The 19,723-nt window shown below is 70.6% G+C and carries 17 protein-coding genes; 8 read left to right on the top strand and 9 right to left on the bottom strand.

All coding sequences use genetic code 11. The annotated features are described in order from the left end of the window. The first annotated feature begins 174 nt into the window (after positions 1-174). The 3 genes from WBK31_RS28985 to WBK31_RS28975 all read left to right on the top strand — a co-directional run bounded on the left by WBK31_RS28985 (position 175) and on the right by WBK31_RS28975 (position 3,345). The gene (locus WBK31_RS28985) at positions 175-1,398 is read left to right on the top strand and encodes an amidohydrolase family protein (RefSeq protein WP_406673468.1); all 1,224 of its coding nucleotides are present in this window, start codon (positions 175-177) and stop codon (positions 1,396-1,398) included. A gap of 201 nt (positions 1,399-1,599) precedes the next feature. Then, positions 1,600-2,646: an alpha/beta hydrolase-fold protein gene (locus tag WBK31_RS28980; RefSeq protein ID WP_406673467.1), complete on the top strand. Its 1,047-nt coding sequence runs from the start codon at positions 1,600-1,602 to the stop codon at positions 2,644-2,646. Positions 2,647-2,655: 9 nt separating this feature from the next. Further along, a complete protein-coding gene (locus WBK31_RS28975; protein ID WP_364060709.1) occupies positions 2,656-3,345 on the top strand; it encodes a helix-turn-helix domain-containing protein in 690 nt (229 codons plus the stop codon). 178 nt (positions 3,346-3,523) lie between these two features. Here WBK31_RS28975 and WBK31_RS28970 read toward each other — a convergent pair whose 3' ends face one another. Beyond that, on the bottom strand, positions 3,524-4,162 hold the full coding sequence (locus WBK31_RS28970; protein ID WP_364060711.1) for an alpha-ketoglutarate-dependent dioxygenase AlkB: 639 nt from the start codon (positions 4,160-4,162) through the stop codon (positions 3,524-3,526). 204 nt (positions 4,163-4,366) lie between these two features. Here WBK31_RS28970 and WBK31_RS28965 point away from each other — a divergent pair, with 204 nt between their 5' ends. After that, positions 4,367-5,185, top strand: coding sequence for a lysophospholipase (locus WBK31_RS28965; RefSeq protein WP_364060714.1), 819 nt, complete (start codon positions 4,367-4,369; stop codon positions 5,183-5,185). Between the two features lie 473 nt (positions 5,186-5,658). Here the strand turns inward: WBK31_RS28965 and WBK31_RS28960 are convergent, their stop codons facing one another. Together WBK31_RS28960 and WBK31_RS28955 are read right to left on the bottom strand one after the other, a co-directional pair. Further along, the gene (locus tag WBK31_RS28960; RefSeq protein ID WP_364060717.1) at positions 5,659-6,069 is read right to left on the bottom strand and encodes an SgcJ/EcaC family oxidoreductase; all 411 of its coding nucleotides are present in this window, start codon (positions 6,067-6,069) and stop codon (positions 5,659-5,661) included. Positions 6,070-6,080: 11 nt separating this feature from the next. Further along, positions 6,081-6,353 (bottom strand): hypothetical protein, encoded by a 273-nt coding sequence (locus WBK31_RS28955; RefSeq protein ID WP_406673466.1) that lies wholly within the window; start codon positions 6,351-6,353, stop codon positions 6,081-6,083. Between the two features lie 779 nt (positions 6,354-7,132). Between WBK31_RS28955 and WBK31_RS28950 the strand changes: the two genes are divergently transcribed. Continuing rightward, positions 7,133-8,320 (top strand): maleylpyruvate isomerase N-terminal domain-containing protein, encoded by a 1,188-nt coding sequence (locus tag WBK31_RS28950; protein WP_406673465.1) that lies wholly within the window; start codon positions 7,133-7,135, stop codon positions 8,318-8,320. A gap of 1,242 nt (positions 8,321-9,562) precedes the next feature. On the opposite strand, the gene recQ is transcribed toward WBK31_RS28950, so the two are convergent. Next, the gene (gene recQ, locus WBK31_RS28945) at positions 9,563-11,389 is read right to left on the bottom strand and encodes a DNA helicase RecQ (protein ID WP_406673464.1); all 1,827 of its coding nucleotides are present in this window, start codon (positions 11,387-11,389) and stop codon (positions 9,563-9,565) included. Positions 11,390-11,726: 337 nt separating this feature from the next. Here recQ and WBK31_RS28940 point away from each other — a divergent pair, with 337 nt between their 5' ends. Both WBK31_RS28940 and WBK31_RS28935 read left to right on the top strand, forming a co-directional pair. Then, positions 11,727-12,494, top strand: coding sequence for an SDR family oxidoreductase (locus tag WBK31_RS28940; protein ID WP_364060729.1), 768 nt, complete (start codon positions 11,727-11,729; stop codon positions 12,492-12,494). 52 nt (positions 12,495-12,546) lie between these two features. Next, a complete protein-coding gene (locus WBK31_RS28935) occupies positions 12,547-12,798 on the top strand; it encodes a type B 50S ribosomal protein L31 (protein WP_364060732.1) in 252 nt (83 codons plus the stop codon). Between the two features lie 231 nt (positions 12,799-13,029). On the opposite strand, the gene WBK31_RS28930 is transcribed toward WBK31_RS28935, so the two are convergent. The 4 genes from WBK31_RS28930 to WBK31_RS28915 all read right to left on the bottom strand — a co-directional run bounded on the left by WBK31_RS28930 (position 13,030) and on the right by WBK31_RS28915 (position 15,668). Further along, a complete protein-coding gene (locus WBK31_RS28930; RefSeq protein ID WP_364060735.1) occupies positions 13,030-13,293 on the bottom strand; it encodes a DUF6343 family protein in 264 nt (87 codons plus the stop codon). Positions 13,294-13,303: 10 nt separating this feature from the next. After that, positions 13,304-14,008, bottom strand: coding sequence for a maleylpyruvate isomerase family mycothiol-dependent enzyme (locus WBK31_RS28925; protein ID WP_364060738.1), 705 nt, complete (start codon positions 14,006-14,008; stop codon positions 13,304-13,306). Positions 14,009-14,039: 31 nt separating this feature from the next. Beyond that, positions 14,040-14,741: a DUF4344 domain-containing metallopeptidase gene (locus tag WBK31_RS28920; RefSeq protein ID WP_364060741.1), complete on the bottom strand. Its 702-nt coding sequence runs from the start codon at positions 14,739-14,741 to the stop codon at positions 14,040-14,042. A 174-nt stretch (positions 14,742-14,915) separates the two neighbouring features. Further along, the gene (locus WBK31_RS28915) at positions 14,916-15,668 is read right to left on the bottom strand and encodes a hypothetical protein (protein WP_364060744.1); all 753 of its coding nucleotides are present in this window, start codon (positions 15,666-15,668) and stop codon (positions 14,916-14,918) included. A gap of 193 nt (positions 15,669-15,861) precedes the next feature. Between WBK31_RS28915 and WBK31_RS28910 the strand changes: the two genes are divergently transcribed. Further along, a complete protein-coding gene (locus WBK31_RS28910) occupies positions 15,862-16,734 on the top strand; it encodes a sugar kinase (protein WP_378786722.1) in 873 nt (290 codons plus the stop codon). A gap of 10 nt (positions 16,735-16,744) precedes the next feature. Here the strand turns inward: WBK31_RS28910 and WBK31_RS28905 are convergent, their stop codons facing one another. After that, positions 16,745-19,606, bottom strand: coding sequence for a CARDB domain-containing protein (locus WBK31_RS28905; RefSeq protein WP_406673463.1), 2,862 nt, complete (start codon positions 19,604-19,606; stop codon positions 16,745-16,747). Positions 19,607-19,723: the final 117 nt, after the last annotated feature.

Below are 19,723 nucleotides of genomic sequence, written 5' to 3'. Positions count from 1 at the left end.
CGTGCCCGGCTACGGTGCGGCCGGAGGCCGGAGCGGTCAGTGGAATGGCCGGTGGGTCGTTGGCGACGGTCCGGGAGAGCGCGGCAGGATTGGTCCTCCGGGATGACGATGCCTCCAGAGGGCGAGCACTGCGAACCTTCTCGCCGCCTTCAGGGCCGTGGCACGCTGGGACGTATGAGGATCATTCGCGCGTCCAGGGTGCTCACCGGACGTCCCGGAGAGACGATCGCCGACGGCGAGGTCCTCATCGACGGGTCGCGCATCGTCTCCGTGGGGCCGCGCGGCAGCGCCGGAGAGGCGGCCGCGGCGGCGGAGGTGATCGACCTGCCGGGCCACACGGTGCTGCCCGGCCTGGTCGACGCGCACGTTCACCTGGGCTTCGACGACAAGGTCGATCCGGTGACGCGGCGCAGCCCCGAAAGCGACGCTCACCTGCTGCTGCGGATGGCCGAGAACGCCCGCAAGCTCGTCTCCGCCGGCGTCACCACCGCCCGCGATCTGGGCGCGCGTGACTTCCTCGACCTGGAGCTGCGCGACGCCATCGAGGAGGGCCTGGCCGTCGGGCCGCACATCGTGGCCGCCACCAGGCCGATCACCATCACCGGCGGCCACTGCTGGTACATGGGCGGCGAGGCCGACGACGAGGCCGCCATCCGCAGGGTGGCCAGGGAGAACCTGCGCGCCGGGGCCGACTGCCTCAAGGTGATGGCCTCAGGTGGTCAGATGACGCCGGGCGCGCCGCCGAGCTGGGTCCCGCAGTACGGCACCGAGCAGCTTCGCGCCGTGGTCGAGGAGGCCGCGTCGCGCGGCAAGGGCGTCGCCGCCCACGCGCATGCGCACGCCGCCATCCGCGGCAGCGTCGAGGCGGGCGTCACCACGATCGAGCACTGCACGTTCTTCACCCCGTCGGGCCACCGCTACGACCCGGAGCTGGTCGAGCTGGTCGCGGCGAGCGGCACGTACGTCTGCCCGACCGTGCACGGCGCGTTCCACCGCGTGAGGAAGGTGCACGGGCAGGAGATGCTCGACGCCTGGCTGGCGGGTGTGGCGAGCATGCGGGAGGCCGGGGTGCGGCAGATCGCGGGCACGGACGCCGGGTTCGCGGTGGGCGACGTGGCCAACAGGACCGACGGGTACGTGGGCGGGCTCGAGGTGTTCGCGATGGCCGGTTACGGCAACGCCGAGATCATCGAGCTGGCCACCGTACTGGCCGCCGACGCCTGCGGGGTGGGCGAGGTAGCCGGCAGCCTCGACCCCGGCAAGCGGGCCGACATCATCGCGGTCGCGGGGAACCCCCTTGAGCGTCTCTCCGACCTGCGCAACCTCGCGCTCGTACTGGTCTCGGGCCGGTCGGTGGGCCAGGCGGGCGTGGAGACCGTGACCTCCTCGGTCGGCTGAACGGGACGGCCCGGCTGTGCGGGGTGGGCCGCATGGTGACCGGACCTGGCGGGCGCGGGCACCGCGGCTTCTGCCGCCGCTCGGCCTGAGCCGGGCGGGCCACCGGCGTTCGGCCCGGTTTTCGTCGGTGGCGTGCGGCATCATGCTGCCGTACGTTTCCGCCGCCCGGCCGAGTCCGCACGCTCCCCGAGGAGATCCCGCATGCTGCCCTGGTCCGCCGACCTCGCAGGACGCCTCGACCACCACGTCGTCGACAGCGCGCTGCTGCGCGGCAACCCCCTCGGCGACCCGCACGAGCGGCCGCTCGTCGTCTACGTGCCGCCCGGCTACGACGACGCGCCCGATCGCCGCTATCCCACCATCTACGTGCTGCTCGGCTACACCGGCCACGTCGCCATGTGGTTCAACAGGACGCCGTTCCGCCAGCCGTACCCCGAGCTGGCCGACGCCCTGTTCGCCGAGGGCGACGTGCCGCCCGCCATCGTCGTCTACGTCGACGCCTGGACCTCGCTCGGCGGCAGCCAATACCTCGACTCGCCGGCCACCGGCCGCTACCACTCGTACCTGCGCGACGAGATCGTCCCGTACGTCGACGCGCACTATCGCACGATCGCCGACCGCGACCACCGCGCGGTCACCGGCAAGTCCAGCGGCGGCTACGGCGCGATGGTGACCGCGATGCTGGCGCCCGACGTGTTCGGCGCGCTGGCCACCCACGCCGGTGACGCGCTGTTCGAGGTGAGCATGCGGCGCACGTTCCCGGCGCTGGCGCGGCGGCTGCGCGACATGTACGACGGCTCCTACGACGCCTTCCTCGCCGACTTCCGCAGCCGGCTCGCCGGCACCAAGGAGGGCGACCTGGAGCTGCTGGAGATGTACGCCTACGCGGCCGCCTACTCCGCCGACGACGACGGCACCGTACGGCTGCCGTTCGACGACACGGGCGCGGTCGTGCCCGAGGTGTGGCAGCGCTGGCTCGCCCACGACCCGGTGGTGATGGCCGGCGAGCCGCGACACGCCGATGCGCTGCGTTCCATGCGGGCGATCTGGATCGACGCCGGCCGCCGCGACGAATACTTTCTCGACTTCGGCGCCGTGGCGTTCCGGCGCGCCGTGGAGGCGGCGGGCGTGCCGGACGACCGGGTGCACTTCGAGCTCTTCGACGCAGGTCATGGCGGCATCGAATACCGCTATCCGCTTGCCCTAGCCTGGCTCGCCCACCGCCTCACCTCAGGCCCGGTCCAGTAGGCTGCCGCAATGGAACTGAAGGACCAGGTACGCGAGCTGCGCGAGCAGGGCATGTCGCCCAAGCAGATCGCCCGAGCGCTCAAGGTCTCGCCGTCCGTCGTGGCGCCGCTGGTGCGCGCCATCGCCGAGGAGACCGCCCAGGCCGCCGGCCCCGGTGAGGCCGAGGTGGTCGGCTGCTGGATCAACGTCGGCTGGAGCGAAGGGCTCGGCGTCGATCCGGCGCGCGGCTGGGTCGACGAGGCCCCCGACTCCGGCGGTGGCGGCAACCTCAGCGTGCTGATCGCGCGGCGGTACAACTGGGACCGGCTGACGGTCTGCGGCTACCTCGCCGACGTCTGGTGCCTGGGCGTCAAGGCCGTCATCGGCCCCGACGTGCTCGACGACCGCGACCTCGTGCGCTTTCGCGAGTACTTCTTCGGCGAGTACCCCGGCTGGCAGGAGGCCCCGATCGAGCTCGCCAGGCACCTGGTGTTCGGCTCGATCGACTACGCCCGCACGCTCGGGTTCGAGCCGCACGACCTGTTCTCGCTCGGCGCCGACGTCCTCGGCAAGTGGGAGGAGGAGGCGGCGATCACGTTCGGCCGTCACGGCAAGCCCTGCTACGTCGAGGGGCCCGACGACGACCCCGGGCGGGTGCTGCGCACGCTCCGGCGCAGCTTCTCGGACGACGAGTTCGGGTACGTCCCCGCAAGCCCATGACCCCGCCCCCGTAGGCCCGTCACCTGGGGTGATCCGTGCTTGCGGGCCTGTCACCCGGGGCGACCTCTGTGCCTGCGCGCGCATCGCCTGCGGTGAGCCGTGCCTGCGGGTTCGCCGCTTGCCGTGGGCTGCGCGCGTGGACGCTTCACCGCAGGGCGGCCACGTTCCCGCGGTCGCCTCACTGCAGGCCGGTGACGCGCATCGTGATGTTGAGCCGGCCGGAGGCCAGGCCCGTGGCGGGGTCTCCGGTGCCCGGATAGACCTTCGGCACCCCGTGGTAGGCGAACCGCGACGGCCCGCCGAACACGAACAGGTCACCCGATTCGAGCCGGATGTCGGTGTACGGCTTGCCGCGCGTCTCGGTGTTGCCGAACCGGAACAGGCAGGCGTCGCCGATGCTCAGCGACACCACGGGGGAGTCGGAACGTTCATCCTTGTCCTGGTGCATGCCCATCTTGGCCTGGCCGTCGTAGAAGTTGATGAGTGCGGTGTCGGGTTCGTACGGGACGTCCGTGCCGTAGGCGTCGGCGAGCGCGCGCCGGCCCAGCTCGGCCAGCCACGCGGGAAACTCCGCCACCCGCCGGCCGTTCACGTCGTGGGCCAGGCGGGTGTAGCGATACGGCTGCCAGTGCCAGCCCACGCAGACCGTCTGCACCGACATGACGCCGCCGCCCGGCAGCACGGTGTGACGCATCGGCACGGGACCCTTCGCCCATTCCCGGCAGGCTTGGACGAGATGGCGCTGCTGGTCGAGGCTGAGCCAGCCGGGCACGTGCACCGCACCCGGGGCGATCTCCCTGAACGGCAGCGGGATCACGGCAGCTCCCGTTCTGGTGTCGTACGCCGCATCCCCCTATTCTCCCCGCCTGCCCGCCTCACCAGCGCGACTCTTTCGACGCCACGGGAGCGAGCGGAACCCGGGTGCGGTTCCCGGACCTCGCGCCCGCCTATTTGATCGCGAGTGCCGGACGGCGTACGCTCACCGCACTTCGGACCCAGAAGTGAGCATCCAGGAGCGGGCATGGCCACCTCACGCGAGTACACGTTCACCGGCAGCCGAGTCACCAACCACGTCCGCGAATGGCCCAACGACCGGCCGCGCTACGTCGCCATCCTCGTCCACGGGTACGGGGAGCACATCGGCCGGTACGAGTACGTGGCCGACCGGCTCGTCCGCCACGGGGCCGCCGTCTACGGGCTCGACCACATGGGGCACGGCAAGTCCGAGGGCGACCGGGTCCTCATCGCCGACTACGAGGACGTGGTCACCGACGTGCACACCGTCGAGGAGCAGGCCAGGGCCGCGCATCCGGACGTACCGGTCGTGATGATCGGCCACTCGATGGGCGGCCTGATCGCGGCCCGGTACGCCCAGCGCTACGGCACCGGCCTGGCCGCGCTCGTCCTGTCGGGCCCGGTGCTCGGCGAGTGGGCGGTCGTGCCGGAGCTGCTCGCCTACCCCGAGCCGCCCGACACGCCCATCGACCCGTCCACCCTGTCCCGCGACCCGGCGGTGGGGGAGGCGTACGCGGCCGACCCGCTGGTCTGGCACGGGCCGTTCAAGCGGACCACGCTGGAGGCGCTCGCGACCACCCTGGACGTCATCAACAAGACCGGCAGCCTCGGCCCCCTGCCCACGCTCTGGGCGCACGGCGAGGACGATCAGCTCGTTCCCATCACCGGCACCCGCGCCGGCATCGACGCCATCCGCGGGACGGACCTGACCGAGCGCATCTACCCGGGGGCGCGGCACGAGATCTTCAACGAGACGAACAAGGACGAGGTCCTGGACGACGTCACCGCCTTCATCGACCGCGCCCTGAGCGGACGCACGTCGTAACGCGCTTGCGGGTTGGCGTCGGCCGGCACTTCCGGCGGAAGGGGCGATCGGTCGGGAACGACGCGAGTCGCACGTCCGGCATCTGTGCGTGCTGATCCCGTTCGGCATGCACGGGCTCGCCCGCTGTTGGCGCGCTGTCTTCGTCCGCGTCGGTCCCGTCAGTACAGACGGGGTCCGCCTGCCGAACGTCCGCCGCCGCCTTCACCCGCGCGGATCCCGTTCCGGCGCGGACGGAGGCGGCGGGCGCAGATCAAGCGGCCGATGCGCGACGGCGGACGAGCTCCGCGCGGTGGGCTGCGCTGTCCGCCGTACCTCACCCCGGCTCCCCGCTCCTGCACCTGCGCCCGCTCCGCGCCGTCACCCGGCACCCCGTCCACCCGACGTCGTCCGCCCGCACCCGAGCTGTGGCGCGAGCGAACGGGGCCCGCCGTTCGTACCGTCCGAACCGAAGCCGTGGTGTGCCTCCAGACGATTCAGGAGCCCTGGTAGACCTGGGTGTTCTGGGCGGCCGTGATCTTCCAGACACCCTCTTCCTTGGCGAGGATGTAGAAGGGGCGTCCTTCGGGGGTGTCGGCGGGGGTGCCGTCAGGGTTGAAGGGCACCTGGTGGACGTTGACGGCGGCCACGTCCGGGCGGATGAAGAGGATGCGCACGGGGGTGTAGGCGGCGATGCCGTGCTTGGTGGCGCCGGGAAGGGCCTGGGCGGTGAAGTCGTGGATGGTCTGCCAGCCGGACAGCCGCTTGCCGTGTGCGGTCGTCCACACCGGGTCCGCCTTGCGGAACAGGCTCATAAAGGCTTCGACCTGCTCCTTCTTCCAGCGCCCCTCGCCGCACCGAGGCCCGGTAACCCGTGCTGTCCTCGTCGGCCGGGGTGAGCCGGCCATGGGCAGGGCCGTCAATGCACCGGCAGCCAGACGTGGCCCGAGCCGCGCGTACGGGTGAGCTCGATCTTCCAGCAGCCCGCCTTCGGGAACACGAAGCCCGTACCCCACTCCTGGCCGGGCCTGCGCCAACTGGACCCGCCGTGTTCCTCGGGCCCCCAGATCAGCTTGGCGCGGGTGCCGTCGGGCAGGCTCGCCCGGACCTTGAGCGGCCCCTCGCCGGTCATCCGCCACACGATCTTCACCTCGTCCCCGCGCTTCAGCGGAGTCGCCCGTACGAACAGCAACCCCCAAAGCTCGGCCCCCTCGGCCGTCCCCGCACCTCCGGGAACCCTTCGCCGAGGAACACCGGCGTCCCCTTGCACCCTGCCCCGGCTCGTGTGGGCCTCGCCGTCGCCTGTGCGTCAGTGTCGCTCCCCGTCGCCGTCGGGCCCTCCGTCGCGGTCGCCGTGGCCGTGGCCGTTGTCGTTGGCATGGTCGTTGGCGTGGCCGTTGGCGTGGTTGTTGGCATGGTCGGTGGCGTCGCGGTCGGCGTCACGGGCGCGTCAGTAGCCGCTTGCACACCATCAGCCGAGTTCGGACCGTCACCCGCCTCCGGGCCGCCGCTCGACTTCGCGCCGGTGCCGGCTTCCACGCCGGTACTTGCCTCGGGGCCGCCACTCGACTTCGCATCGGTGCCGGCTTCGATGCCGGCACCCGCCTTACCGCCGGGGGCCGAACTCGGACCCGCACACCCACCCACCGCCGCCACCATCGCCGCGACAGCGGCCGCGACACGCCACCACGCTTTCACCGGTCCTCCTTCGCCTCGCCCGTCCTCACCCCCACTACTTCCGATCCCGGCAGAAGGTTCCACGGCCATCGCACGAGCGGGATGAGGCACCGGCAGCGCGTGATCGGCAACGCGTGCCCGGAACCGTGTATCACCATGAAGTGCGTGCCCCGGGTCCAGGCCGCCTGCCCGGCCGGCTCCTCCCGTCGGTGACGACCCGCGAGAAGAGGGTGAGCCCCTACCGGCCCGATGAGTTCTCGCCTCCCCACGGGTCTCCATCTATGAGGAGGCGATATGAGTGAGCACGAGAAGGCCCTGAAAGCAGGGGTGGCACTGCTGGAACGAGCCACCACGTACGCCCTCGGCAGCCTGCGCCTGGTCACCCCGGCCATCCTTCGCCGTCCGACTCCCTGCACCGGCTGGACGCTGCACGACCTGCTGCTCCACCTGAGCGACTCCCTCCAGACCCTCGCCGAAGCCGCCACCCCTGTCTGCACAAACGCGGGCGGTACGGCGAGCGCCGCCGAGAGGGCCATCGTCTCGCTCGCGTCTCCGATGGACGGCGCCGAGGGGAGCGGTATGCAACGGCAGGTGACCAAGAGAGCCAAGCCGACCGTGATCGCCGCACCCCGGGCGGCCCCACAGCATGACCTCCGCAGCTCCGCCCCGCAACGCGAGTCCCGCGATGCAGCCGCGCAGCAGGACCGACCCACCCCGGCCCCGCAGGATGGGCTCCGCACCCGGGCTCCGCAGGATGGGCTCCGCACCCGGGCTCCGCAGGATGGGCTCCGCACCCGGGCTCCGCAGGATGGGCTTGGCACCTCGGCCCCGCAGCGCGAGTCTCGCGATGCAGCCGCGCAGCAGGACCGACCCACCCCGACCCTGCAAGACGGGCTCCGTGACCCGGCCGCGCAGGACAGGCTCCGTGACCCGGCTTTGCGGCACGAGCTCCACAACCTGCCACCGCAGCATGAGCAGTGCAACCCGACCCCGCAGGATGAGTTGTGCACCCCGGCTCCGCAGGATGGGCCGGGCAACTCGACCGGGCACCCCGGGCTTCGCAACCCGGCCCTCCTCCTCAGGGACAGCGCCACAGAGGTGCTCGGTCGGTGGGTGGCTCTCGCAGGGGACGATCTCGTCGCCGTCGGCGACCGGCACCTGACCCGTCCGATGGTGGCCGCGGTGGGGGCGATCGAAGTGGCCGTCCACGGCTGGGACGTCGCCATGGCGTGCGGTGAACGCCGACCATTGCCACCGCTCCTGGCCGAGGAACTGCTCGACCTGGCCCGCCTCTTCGTCACCGCCGAGGAGCGTTTCGTCCGCTTTGCCCCACCCCTCGCCGTCCCGCCCGCACGCCCCCGCCCACGATCATCTCCTGGCCTACCTCGGCCGCGACCCCGCATGGACCCCTTTCCGCTGATAGCCGACAGGCCACGGCCCGCCCTGTCGGCGAGCCCTCCGGCCGTTGAGGGGAAGCTCTGAAGATCGTCAAGTGTCCGAGTGGCGGGACCCGGCTGCACATTGACCGCCGGCACGTCGTACGATCACTTCGTACGGAAATGTCAACCGCACACCTTGACGCGGCTCTTGGTAGAACCCGGCGGCGTTCCGACCGATACGGTGAGAAGATCGGTTAGGGTCACTCGGCTGCGGCTGGAATGCCACGTGAGCCACGCCATGCCGAGGAGCCGGTAAGACGTCCGGTCAAGTCCGCGAGACGACCCTTCGTCCAGCGCGGACGGGCCGGCCAACGTGGTGGCGACGACCGTTCTTCGTGCGGCCGTCGCCACCACCATCGTTCAGCACGGCCGGCGCCCCACACCCCATGCTCCTTACGCAGCCGTTCCCACGCCCTTTCGTGATCGCCCCACGCCGCGTTCGCCGTACGTTCCACGCGCGCGGGGGTTACGTCCCGTCAAGTGGTGTAGAACCGGCCCTCATCGGCGCGTCGCCTTCGACGAAAGGGGGCCATCGCGTGAGTCTCTGGGTGAAACCGCCAAGTCACACACCAAGGGAGAACCAACGCGATGGCCCTGGACCAGTCTGCCCTGTGAGAAGTCCTTTCGCTGGTCCACGCCCGTCAGCGGCTCCTCCCGCCGGCCCGTGATCGTCGCGTGCTGCTCCACGGAGGGTCGGGACTGTCCGTGCCTCTGTGATCGTCGTCGCCGCGTCTCTCTCACGAAGGCGCTCTGGTGGTCTCTACGTGAGGGCGCTCTCGTGGTTTCTTCGTGAGGGCGTTCTCACGGTCTCTTCGCGAGGGCGCTCTCGCGAGTGTGCGCTCGTCGTCGGCGACCTGTGCGCGCTTAGGCGGGTCGGTCTGTGTCCATACGTAGTCGTCGTCCGTACGTAGTAGTCGGCGTGCGCTTCGCGGACCGCTTGCGTGGCCGCGCGCTCGTTGTCCGCTCTCCCGTCCCTTCGCGAGCGGTCCGCGAGAGGCACGGACCGCTCGCGGACCGCGAGAGGCGCGGGCCCGTTGCGCGCGACCCGGGGGAGGTGGGAGGCAGCGTGCGGCGAGGTGCGGAAGGACGCGGGAGGGATGCTGGGGCCGACCGCGCGATGCGAGGTCGTGCCCAGCCCAGGGTGTGCGGCGGTGTGAGACCGCAAGAGGCCGGGCCGACGCTCCCCACGGTGCACCCACCCCGATACGTTTGGCCCCGGAGCGGCGCGCCCTGGGTGATTCGCCCGGTGCGCCCGGCATGGCCGGTCCGCTGCGCTTCGCCCTGGTTACACCTCCGGAGCGTCTTCGCTCAGCAGCTCCAGGACCTGTTCGCCGTACTTCGCCAGCTTGTTCTCCCCCACGCCGTTCACCCGGCTCAGCTCCTGCAAGGTCGCAGGCCGCGCGGTGGCGATCTCGCGGAGGGTCGCGTCGTGGAAGATGACGTAGGCGGGCACCCCCTGCTCCTTCGCGACCGCGGCGCGCCACGCACGCAGGCGTTCGAAGATCGGGGCGGCCTCGGCGGGTAGCTCGGCGGCGGCCTTGGCGGCCTTCGCGGCGGGGGAGGACGTCTTGGCGCGGGCCGGGCGGAGGACGTCGCGGCGCAGCCGCACCTCGCGCTGCCCGCGCAGCACGTCGGCGCTGGCGTCGGTGAGGACGAGGGCGCCGTAGTCGGACTCGACCGCCAGCAGCCCCTGGGCGAGGAGCTGGCGGACGACGCTGTGCCACTCGGCGGTGCCCAGGTCGGCCCCCACGCCGAAGACCTTCAGCGTGTCGTGGTTGTGCTGCAGCACCTTGGCGGTCTTCTTGCCGAGCAGGATGTCGACGATCTGCCCCACCCCGAACTTCTGCCGCCGCTCCCGCGCCAGCCGCAGCACGGTGGACAGCACCTTCTGGGCGGGGATGGTGCCGTCCCACGACTCGGGCGGCGTCTGGCAGGTGTCGCAGTTTCCGCAGGGCTGGGAGCCCTTCTGCCCGAAGTAGTCGAGCAGCATCATGCGGCGGCAGCCGACCGTCTCGCACAGCGCGAGCATCGCGTCGAGGTGGAGCACCTGGCGGCGGCGGTAGGCTTCGTCGCCCTCCATGGCCATGCGCCGGTGCTGGACGACGTCTTGCAGCCCGTACGCCATCCACGCCGTGGCTGGCAGCCCGTCGCGCCCCGCCCGCCCGGTCTCCTGGTAGTAGCCCTCCACCGACTTCGGCAGGTCGAGGTGGGCCACGAAGCGCACGTCGGGCTTGTCGATGCCCATGCCGAACGCGATCGTGGCGACCACCACGAGCCCCTCCTCGCGCAGGAACCGGGCCTGGTGGTGGGCGCGGGTGCGGGCGTCGAGCCCCGCGTGGTAGGGGACGGCGGGGATGCCGTTGCCGACCAGGAACTCGGCGATCTTCTCGACGGACGAGCGGGACAGGCAGTAGACGATGCCGGAGTCGCCGTCGTGCTCGGTGCGCAGGAACTCCAGGAGCTGCCGCTTGGGGTCGCTCTTGGGCGTGATGCGGTAGTGGATGTTGGGACGGTCGAAACTGGCCACGAAGTGGCGGGCCTGCTCGAGGCCGAGCCTGGATGAGATCTCGGCGTGGGTGGCCGGCGTGGCGGTGGCGGTGAGCGCGATGCGCGGAACGTCGGGCCACAGCTCGTGAAGCCGGGACAGCTCGAGGTAGTCGGGGCGGAAGTCGTGACCCCACTGCGACACGCAGTGCGCCTCGTCGATGGCGAACACCGAGATCTCGCCCTTGGACAGCAGCCGCTGCGTCGCCTCGAGCCGCAGCCGCTCGGGGGCGAGATAGAGCAGGTCGAGCTCGCCGGCCAGGAACTCCGCCTCGACGAGCTGGCGTTCGTCGAAGTCCTGCGTGGAGTTGAGGAACCCGGCGCGTACGCCCAGCGCCCTGAGCGCGTCGACCTGGTCCTGCATCAGGGCGATCAGAGGGGAGATGACCACGCCGGCGCCGGGACGCACCAACGCGGGGATCTGGTAGCAGAGCGACTTGCCGCCGCCGGTGGGCATCAGGACGAGCGCGTCACCCCCGGCCACGACGTGTTCGATGATCTCCTGCTGGCCCTCGCGGAAGGAGTCGTAGCCGAACACGCGGTGCAGGACGTCGGTGGGGGTATCCATGCGGCTACCTTACGTGTTCGGCGGCGGGCTGGTGTCCGGTTCCGCCCTGGGCTGACCATGCATTCGGCGGAGGATCGCGGTTGCGGCTCCACCGTACTCAAGTGCTCGAGCCGCCGCCTCGTCCGCGTGCGTGCGGAGCCCGGTCGTCGATGGGGATACGGCGCGAAAAAGCGCGATAAATGGCGCTCTATCCGGCTGTCCAGGTGATCGCCAATGCGCACATGAAATGCCGGTTCCGCAATCGTGTGATTACGATCTGTCCATTCTCGGGAGAATATGGTGACGCAAGTCACTTTAGCGCCAGCAATGGCGCTAAAGATCGATTAGCATCGAGAATATGCCTATTTCCTACGTGGTTACTGGTGGTGGACGAGGCATCGGCAGAGCGGTGGTGGAGCGGCTGCTACGCGACGATCGGGTCACCGTGGTCGCCCTTGAACGCGACAAGGAGGCTCTGTCCTGGGCGGACGGCCACCGGGTGGTGCCGTTCGTCGGGGACGCCTCCGACGAGGGGGTCGCCGACAGGGCCGCCCGCCTGGCCGGGGAGTCGGGCCGGCTGGCGGGCTGGGTGAACAACGCGGCCGTCTTCCGTGACGCCTCCGTGCACTCCTCGCCGATCGGCGAGGTCAGGGAGCTGATCGCGGCCAACCTCGACCTCGCGCTGGTGGGCTGCGCCACCGCCGTACGTCACTTCCTGGCCGCCGGAAACCCCGGCGCCATCGTGAACGTCACCTCGCACCAGGCCGCGAGGCCCGTGCCCGGCAGCCTGCCGTACGCGACGGCCAAGGCCGCCACGGAGGGTCTGACCAGGGCGTTGGCCGTGGAGTACGGCAAGCGCGGCATCCGGGTCAACGCGGTGGCGCCCGGCTCGGTGGCGACCGAACGGTACGAGCGGTTCCTGGCCGAGCAGAGCCCCGAGGGCGCGGCGGCCGTCGAGGCCGAGCTGGCCAAGCTGCATCCCCTGGGCCGCGTGGCCACGCCGGCGGAGGTGGCGTCCGTCGTGGCGTATCTCCTCTCGGATGAGGCGTCCTTCGTCAACGGGGTCACGGTGCCGGTGGACGGGGGCCGTGCGGTGCTGGGGCTCGACCCCGAAGCGCCGGCGTAAAGGCTCCCGAAAGCTCGGGAATGAAAACCGTTGTCATCCGGTTGCAGGGGGCATGAAGAAGAACCTGCACCCCGCCTACCGTCCCGTCGTCTTCCGCGACCCGAGCGTCGGCTACGCCTTCCTCACCCGCTCCACGCTGACCAGCGACAAGACCGTCGAGTGGGAGGACGGCAAGACGTACCCGGTCATCGATGTGGACGTGTCGTCCGCGAGCCACCCGTTCTACACCGGCAAGGGCCGCATCCTCGACACGGCCGGCCGCGTCGAGCGCTTCATGGAGCGCTACGGCCGCACCGCCTCCTGACGCCCGCCGCCGGTGTCGCCCTAGGCGTCTGACGGACGCGCCGCGTGTTCCAAGGAGGCGGTACGCGTCCGGCAAGCGGTAAGCGGTGCGCGCCCGACGAGCAGTGCGCGCCCGGCAATCGGCGTGCGCCCGACGAGCGGTGCGCGTCCGGCAAGCAGTGCGCGCCCGGCAATCGGCGTGCGCCCGGCAAGCGGACGGTGCGCCCAGCACGACAACGCAGCGTCCACGCGTTCAGCGTCGCCGCCGGCCCTCCACCTCGCCAGAGGCCCGGCGGTGCCGCAGCACCAGCAGATCGACGGCGGCGACGACGGCCACCACCGCCGCGATCACCGCCTCCCAGATCCACACCTGCTCGCCGGTGTTCATGGCCTGGACGACGAAGAACACCGCCGCCGCCACGGCGAGCACCAGCGCGATGATCGACAGCACCCGCCGCACGCTGAGCGCGCTGCGGGCGGTGACCGGCTCGGTGCCCGAGCGGTCGCGCAACCACATGGAGTCCTCCTCAGGCCAGGCAGCGCAGAGCCGCCGCCAGGCGCGTATCGAGGTCGTACGAGGCGGGCAGCCGCCCCACGGTGGCCGTCACGAAGTCGGGGGCGGGCAGCGTCGCGCTGACCCCGTCCACTGAGGCGAAGATCTGCTCGCCCATCGGCTCGACCTGCACCTTCGCGCCCTGCTCGGCCAGCACGAACCGGCCGACGGCCACCCGCCACGCGGTCCTGCCCTCGGCCTCCTCGTCGGAGACCGGTGCGCCCACGTCGTCGGCATGGGTGGCGTACTCGGAGTCGTAGTGGAACGTCTGCTGCCCCACCGGGTAGGGCCCGGCCAGGGTCTGGAGCGCGGCGTCGTAGCCGAGCGCCCGCATGCGCGCCCTGGTCTCGCCGTTCTTGGTGCGCCACTCGTCGAGCACCTGGCCGATCGGCAGGTCCCTGCGCTGCCGCACGCACAGCTCGTTGAAGTCGTTGTAGTCGCTCACGCCCTCGGCGGCCAGCCGCGCCATGAGGTCGGGGACGGTCTCGTCGAGGCAGGCGTGGTTGTAGATCTCCTCGCCCGCGAGGTGCGCGAGCACGTCGCGGACCGACCAGCCCGCGCACCGGGACGGCCGCTGCCAGCCGGCCTCGTCGAGCCCGGAGAAGAACCGGTCGAGCCGCGCGGCCTCGGCGTCGAAGATGTCGAACGGGTTGAAGTCTTTGAGCAGGTCCTCGGCCATACCGGGGACGCTACCCGTCAGGTCCGACGAATCACGGCCCGGTGCGCACGGCTCCGCCGATCATCGACTTGACCCGCGCGTACTCGGCGGGGCAGGAGGGCGCCCGCTCCGGCGGCACCCAGCCGCCCTTGGCGATGCGGGCGTACTTGCCGGGGTCGGAGCCGTACAGCAGGCAGGCGAAGGAGGCCGACTCCTTCATGCCGTCCAGGTGGTCGGGGCCGTCGTGGCCGGCGAGCAGGTGGCGGGCCTCGGCGGCGGCCACGACGTGCTCGGGGTCGTCGGCGAGCAGCGTCAGGGCCGCGAACTGGTCGGCCTGCACGGGGCTGTCGGGCATGCCGTTGAGCCTGGTCAGCGCATGGCCGAGCTGGCGGTGGAAGAGCACGGCGAGCGCGCCGTCGGTGCGGGCGCCGGTGGTCTTCTCGTCGGCCTCCTCGGTCTGCGAGATGCCTTTGATCGTGCGGTGCACCTGATCGACGAGCGAGTAGCAGATCGTGATGCGCCGCTTGCCGTCGTTCCAGGTCGCCTTGGGGGAGTCGCAGTCGCGTGCGACGACCTCGACGGGCCGCGGCGTGCGGATGTCGGTCTTCAGCGCGCCGCTCTTCTTCAGCAGTTTCTCCGCCTGCTCGGCGCGCGCGGAGGAGGGCTGCTCGTAGCGTACGGACACCTCGGATGAGGGGGCCGCTCCCAACGTGCTCGTGATGCTCAGGACGAGGGCGATCACGGGGTGCGGCATCCGGAAGCTCCTTCACGGGGGTCGGTTTTCGCGATGGGGGTTCCCATGCGACGATCCCAAGATCACTAAACCTGTCCGAGCTGAAAAAGCCGGAAGCCCGGCCCCGAGGAGGGACCGGGCCGCCGGACTATGGCCTCACATGTGCGGGACCCTCACCGGGCCCTGCTCACGTGTTCAGTGACGGTGGTGCCAGGAGTAGACCCGCACGTAGTCGGTACGGCTCTTGGTGTCCTCGAGCCGCCGGTCACCGTCGAAGACGGCGCGGAAGGTGCCGCTCTTGTAGGCACGGGTCTTGGCGTAGAACACGCCGCTCCGCGACGTGCGGTCGGAGGCGACCCGCTTCCAGACGCTGGAGCCGGTGGCCCGGTAGTAGATGTCCACCCGCTCGTTGCGGACGCCCTCCCAGTGGCGGCCGTCGCGGGCCTCGAGACGACCGGTGAAGGTGATCGTCTTGCCCTTGCGGACCTTGGACGGGCCGGCGTTGAACCGCGTGATGCGGGTGTCGTCCTTGCCCTTGATCTGCTTCACGTAGAAGAACGCCGAGTCGGTGGCGAGCTTCCGGCCGTGACGGTCGAAGGCCACGGCGGTGGCCTTCCACTTGCCCGCGGGGTCGTTCTCGTTGAAAGCGACGGCGAAGCGCCAGCTCTCGAGGCCCTTGACGCTCTTGGCGGCCAGCGTGCGGACGCCTTCGGGCGCCACGCTCAGCTCGACGCGCTGCACGTTGCGGCTGGCGCCGACGTTGAAGTACGTCGTGGTCTCAGCGCCCCGCTTGACCAGGACCGGGTTCGGGCTGATGTCGCGGATGTAAAGCTTGGTGCCGGGCTTGTGAGGGGTGGTCGCGGTCGCCGCCGAAGCGACGCCCGCGCCCGACACCAGCATGGTGCCGCCGACCATGGCGGTCAGAATGCCTACTGCGATCTTTCTCATGAGGGTGCTGATTCCTCTCCCCGTATTGACTTCAGAGCTCGGCCTCGGGGTTGCCGGCTCCCTCTACTACTTTGAGGCACCGGATCGGGAAAAGGTTGTGTCAAAGTTCTGAAAAAAATTTGATCATGCTTCGACCAGGACTTATGTCGCAAAAATGCGATTTAGGACACGTGATCCACTACGCTCTGGGCCCATGACGGACGTCTACACCCTCGGCGAGCCGCTGGGCGTCGTCTCCAGCGGCAGGGTCCGCCACGAGAGCGAGGCCAGGCTGGACGTCTGCGGCCCCGAGTTCACCCTCGCCGTCGCGCTCGCCAGGCTCGGGCACCGCTGTGCGTACCTGGGCAAGGTCGGCGACGACGAGCTGGGCGCCAGAGCGCTCACCGTGCTGCGCGGTGAGGGCGTGGACGTCACCGACATCCGGGTGGTGGACGGCGTGCAGACCGGCCTGCTCCTTCGCGACACCCGGGTGGCCAGGCAGGTCCGCGTCTCGCACTACCGGACCTGCTCGGCGGGCTCGCTGCTCTCGCCGGGCAACGTGCCGATCGACCGGATCGGCGCCGCCAAGATGCTGCACGTGACCGGCATCACGGCGGGACTCAGCAGGGACGCGCGCGAAGCCGTCCGCGTCGCCGTCAACGCGGCGAGGAACGCCGACGTGATGATCTCGTTCGCCGTCGAGTACGTCCCCGAGCTGTGGTCCTCCGTACGCGAGGCCGAAGAGGTGCTGGGCGAGCTGGCCCGCGCCGCCCACCTGCTCTTCCTCCGCCAGGACGAGCTGGACCTGGTCAAGCCCGCCCTCACCCCGGAGCGCGAGGTCATCGTGGACAGGGGCGCGAAAGGCGCGAGCGTGCGCGCCGACCGGATGCGTTACGACGTCCAGGGCTGGCAGGTGCCGATCGTGGACACCTGCGGCGCGTTCGAGGCGTTCGCCGCCGGCTACATCAGCGCCGCGCTCGACGGCCTCACCCCGCAGGAACGCCTGCACCGCGGGGCGCTGCTGAGCGCCGCCGCGGTGACCAGCGTGAGCGACTGGCAGGGGCTCCCCACCAGGGCCGAGATCTAGTCGGCGGGATCTAGTTGATGGTCAGCGTGAACGTCGAGGTCGTGTTCCTGATGTCCTCGTGGTTGCCGCTGAAGCGCAGGTTGGTGAACGTGGCCGACCCGACGGCCGGTCCCTGACCGGGCTCGGGCAGCTCGTTCACCCAGATCCCGAAGCCGGACTTGGCGTCGAAGGCGTCACCGCTCTTCTCGGCCCCGCTGATCGACACGTTCGTGAAGACCGTGTCCGTGATCGGGTTCAGCGGCGTGCTCGGGTTCTGGTAGCCGGTCTGGAACATGATCCCGCTGTACGTCGGGTCCACGATGTCCAGATCGCTGATCCTGATGCCCTGGAACACCTTCGACGAGGAGAACAGCCACATCGCCGGGAACGTCTGCTGCCCCCAGAAATGCCCGCCCGCTCTGACCAGCGAGATGTCGTCGAACGTCGTGGGCGGGTCGGCGCCGAAGCCGTGCATCGGATAGCCGAAGTCCAGCGAGGAGATCGTGACTCCCGAGTACACCAGCGTGTCCGCCACGTAGATGTTGCGGAAGGTGTTGCCGTAGCCGCCGTAGACCGCAAGGCCGGCGGCCCGCCAGGTCAGCAGCGAGGTCAGGTTCTCGTAGACGTTGCCGAACTGCTGGCCGGAGTTCTTGTCGGTGGCCGAGAACAGCGCGAAGCTGTCGTCGCCCGTGGACCTGGTCTCGATGTCGGTCACGCGGTTGCCGGTGCTGCCGTTGGTGAGGTTGAGCCCGTCGGCGAACACGTTCCTGATCCGCGCGTTCCTGATGGTGGAGTCGTCCACGTTCGTGCCCCACAGCATGCAGACCTGGTGCTCGACCCACACGTCGTCGATGGTGAGGTTCGCCACGTCGGTGAGGTCGAACACCTTGCCGGGGCCGTCGATGCGTTCGACGTAGTTGCCGAAGTAGGCGAAGCCGGAGAACGACGAGCCGCCCGCGGTGCCGTCCACGCGGAAGCCGACGTCGGTGTTGCGCCGGTCGGCGGGCGCGTGGAAGCGGGTGAACCAGGGGCCCGCGCCGACCACCTTGATCGCCTTGCCGTAGACCTGGAACTTGCCGTCGGTCTGATAGTCGCCCGCCGGCAGGTAGACGCCGGTCAGCGCGGGGTCCATGCGGGCCTTATCGAGCGCGTTCTGCACGTCCTGGTGGGTGGATCCGGCCGGTACGGCGTACGCCGCCGGGTCCGGGTTCTCCTTCGGAGCGACCTGCTCGAAGTCCACGAAGTCGATCGCGTACGTCGAGGTGTTGGCCGCGTCCTTCTGCAGCCGGATCTTGCCGCCCGCCGGGACGGTCTCACCGAGCAGCACGTGCGCCTCGTCGTAGATGTGCCGGGGCGGTCCCGCGTTCGGGTCGTTGACCGGGCTCGACTCGGGGCCGTACAGCCAGGCGTAGCGCGAGGTCAGCTCGATCGCCTTGCGGAACGTGCCGTTCACGTAGACGTTGAGCGTCGCGTCGATGCCGCCGCCGCCCGGCGCGTCGGGGATCGAGAACCGGGTGACCAGGGTGTTGGTCGGCGCCTTCGCGGTGAACTCGACGTACGCGCCGGTCTGGTTCAGCGTCACCGCGCGCCGGCCCGACGCCTCGCCGGCGATCGTGCCGATCTCCCTGCTGGGGCCGACGCGGGTCGCGCCGCCGCCGATGACGGCGTCCTCGGCCTCGTACGTGTCGTACGGCATGTTCGCGCCCCTGCCGACGAACAGCGGCAGCGTGCTGGTGTTGTTCTCGCGCTTGACCGGCAGCTCGTTGTCGTCGGCGGCGAGCACGGTCCTCACTGTGTACTTGCCGTTCGCGGCCGTCCACGTGCCGAGCGTGACCGGGCTCGTGGTGGCGCCGGGGGCGATCGAGCCGCTCACCGCGCCGGTCAGCGTCCTGACCACGTCGCCCGACGCGTCGGTGACGGTGAGCGTGATGCCGTGGGAGCCGCCGGCGGAGGCCACCGTGCCCTGGTTCTTGACGGCGACGGTGAACGTCACCGTCTCGCCCGCGGCCGGGTTGCCGGGCGTCCAGGAGACGGGGGAGGCGACCAGGTCGGCCGTCTCTGCGGGCCTGACGGTCAGGGTCGCGGTCGCGGTGTTGTCGGACTCGTCCTGCTCGGGGATCTCGCCGTCCTCGTCCACCGTGGCCGAGAGCCGGTACGTCCCCGCCTCGCGCGCGCCGATGTCCGCCGACACAGTCGTGCTCGCGCCCGCGGCCAGCGCGCCGACGGCGGCGGTGCCGAGCCTGTCGTCGCCCGCGTAGAAGGTCACGGACGTCGCGGGCGCGCCTTCGCTGCCCGCGTTCTTGACCGTCGCCGACAGCGTGACCTCGTCGGTCTCGGTGGGTGAGGCAGGGGAGTAGGTCAGGTCCGTGATGGTGAGGTCGGGGTTGGGGGCTGGGGTGCCGAAGATCTGGAACTCGGCGACCTGCCCGCCGGGCGCGCCGGTGTTGGCGGTGAAGCGGAGCCGCACGTCCGCCGCCCGGCCGGTGACGGGGATCGTCACGCTGTTGCCGGTGGCGGGGTCGAAGGTGTACGTGGCCTCGGGGACGAGCGTCGTGTAGTCGCCGCCGTCCCCGCCGTCCTGGGTGCGGCCCTGCACGGCGAGCGTCTGGGTGCGGCGGCCCCAGATGGGGTCGGGGTTGAGCCTGAGCGTGATGGAACTGAGCGTGACGTCCGCGCCGAGCTCGGCGGTGAGCGTGGCGGGATATCCGGCGCTCTCCCAGTACGTGGCGACGTCGCCGTCGTTGGCGTTGGCGGCGACGTAGACGTGGGTGTGCGAGGACGCGGTGATCGGCTTGCCGAGCGCGAGGTTCTCCTCGGCGGCGGCATGGGCGGCCTGATGCGGTACGGCGAGGAGTGGGACGAGTAACGAGAGGGCGGCTAACAGAGCTCTCATGGGGGTGGCCCTTCGAGGGTGAAGCGGATGGCCGCACCATAAGATGTCGAGCAGATAGCCGCAATATTTCGACGAGATTTCGCAAACGGTGAACTGACTCCTGTTGTCGGAGTTCGC

Origin of the sequence: Nonomuraea sp. N2-4H, assembly GCF_045291505.1 — a bacterium.
Lineage (GTDB): Bacteria > Actinomycetota > Actinomycetes > Streptosporangiales > Streptosporangiaceae > Nonomuraea > Nonomuraea fastidiosa.
The sequence above is the reverse complement of the archived record's forward strand: the minus strand, read 5'-3'. Positions and strand labels throughout refer to the sequence as shown.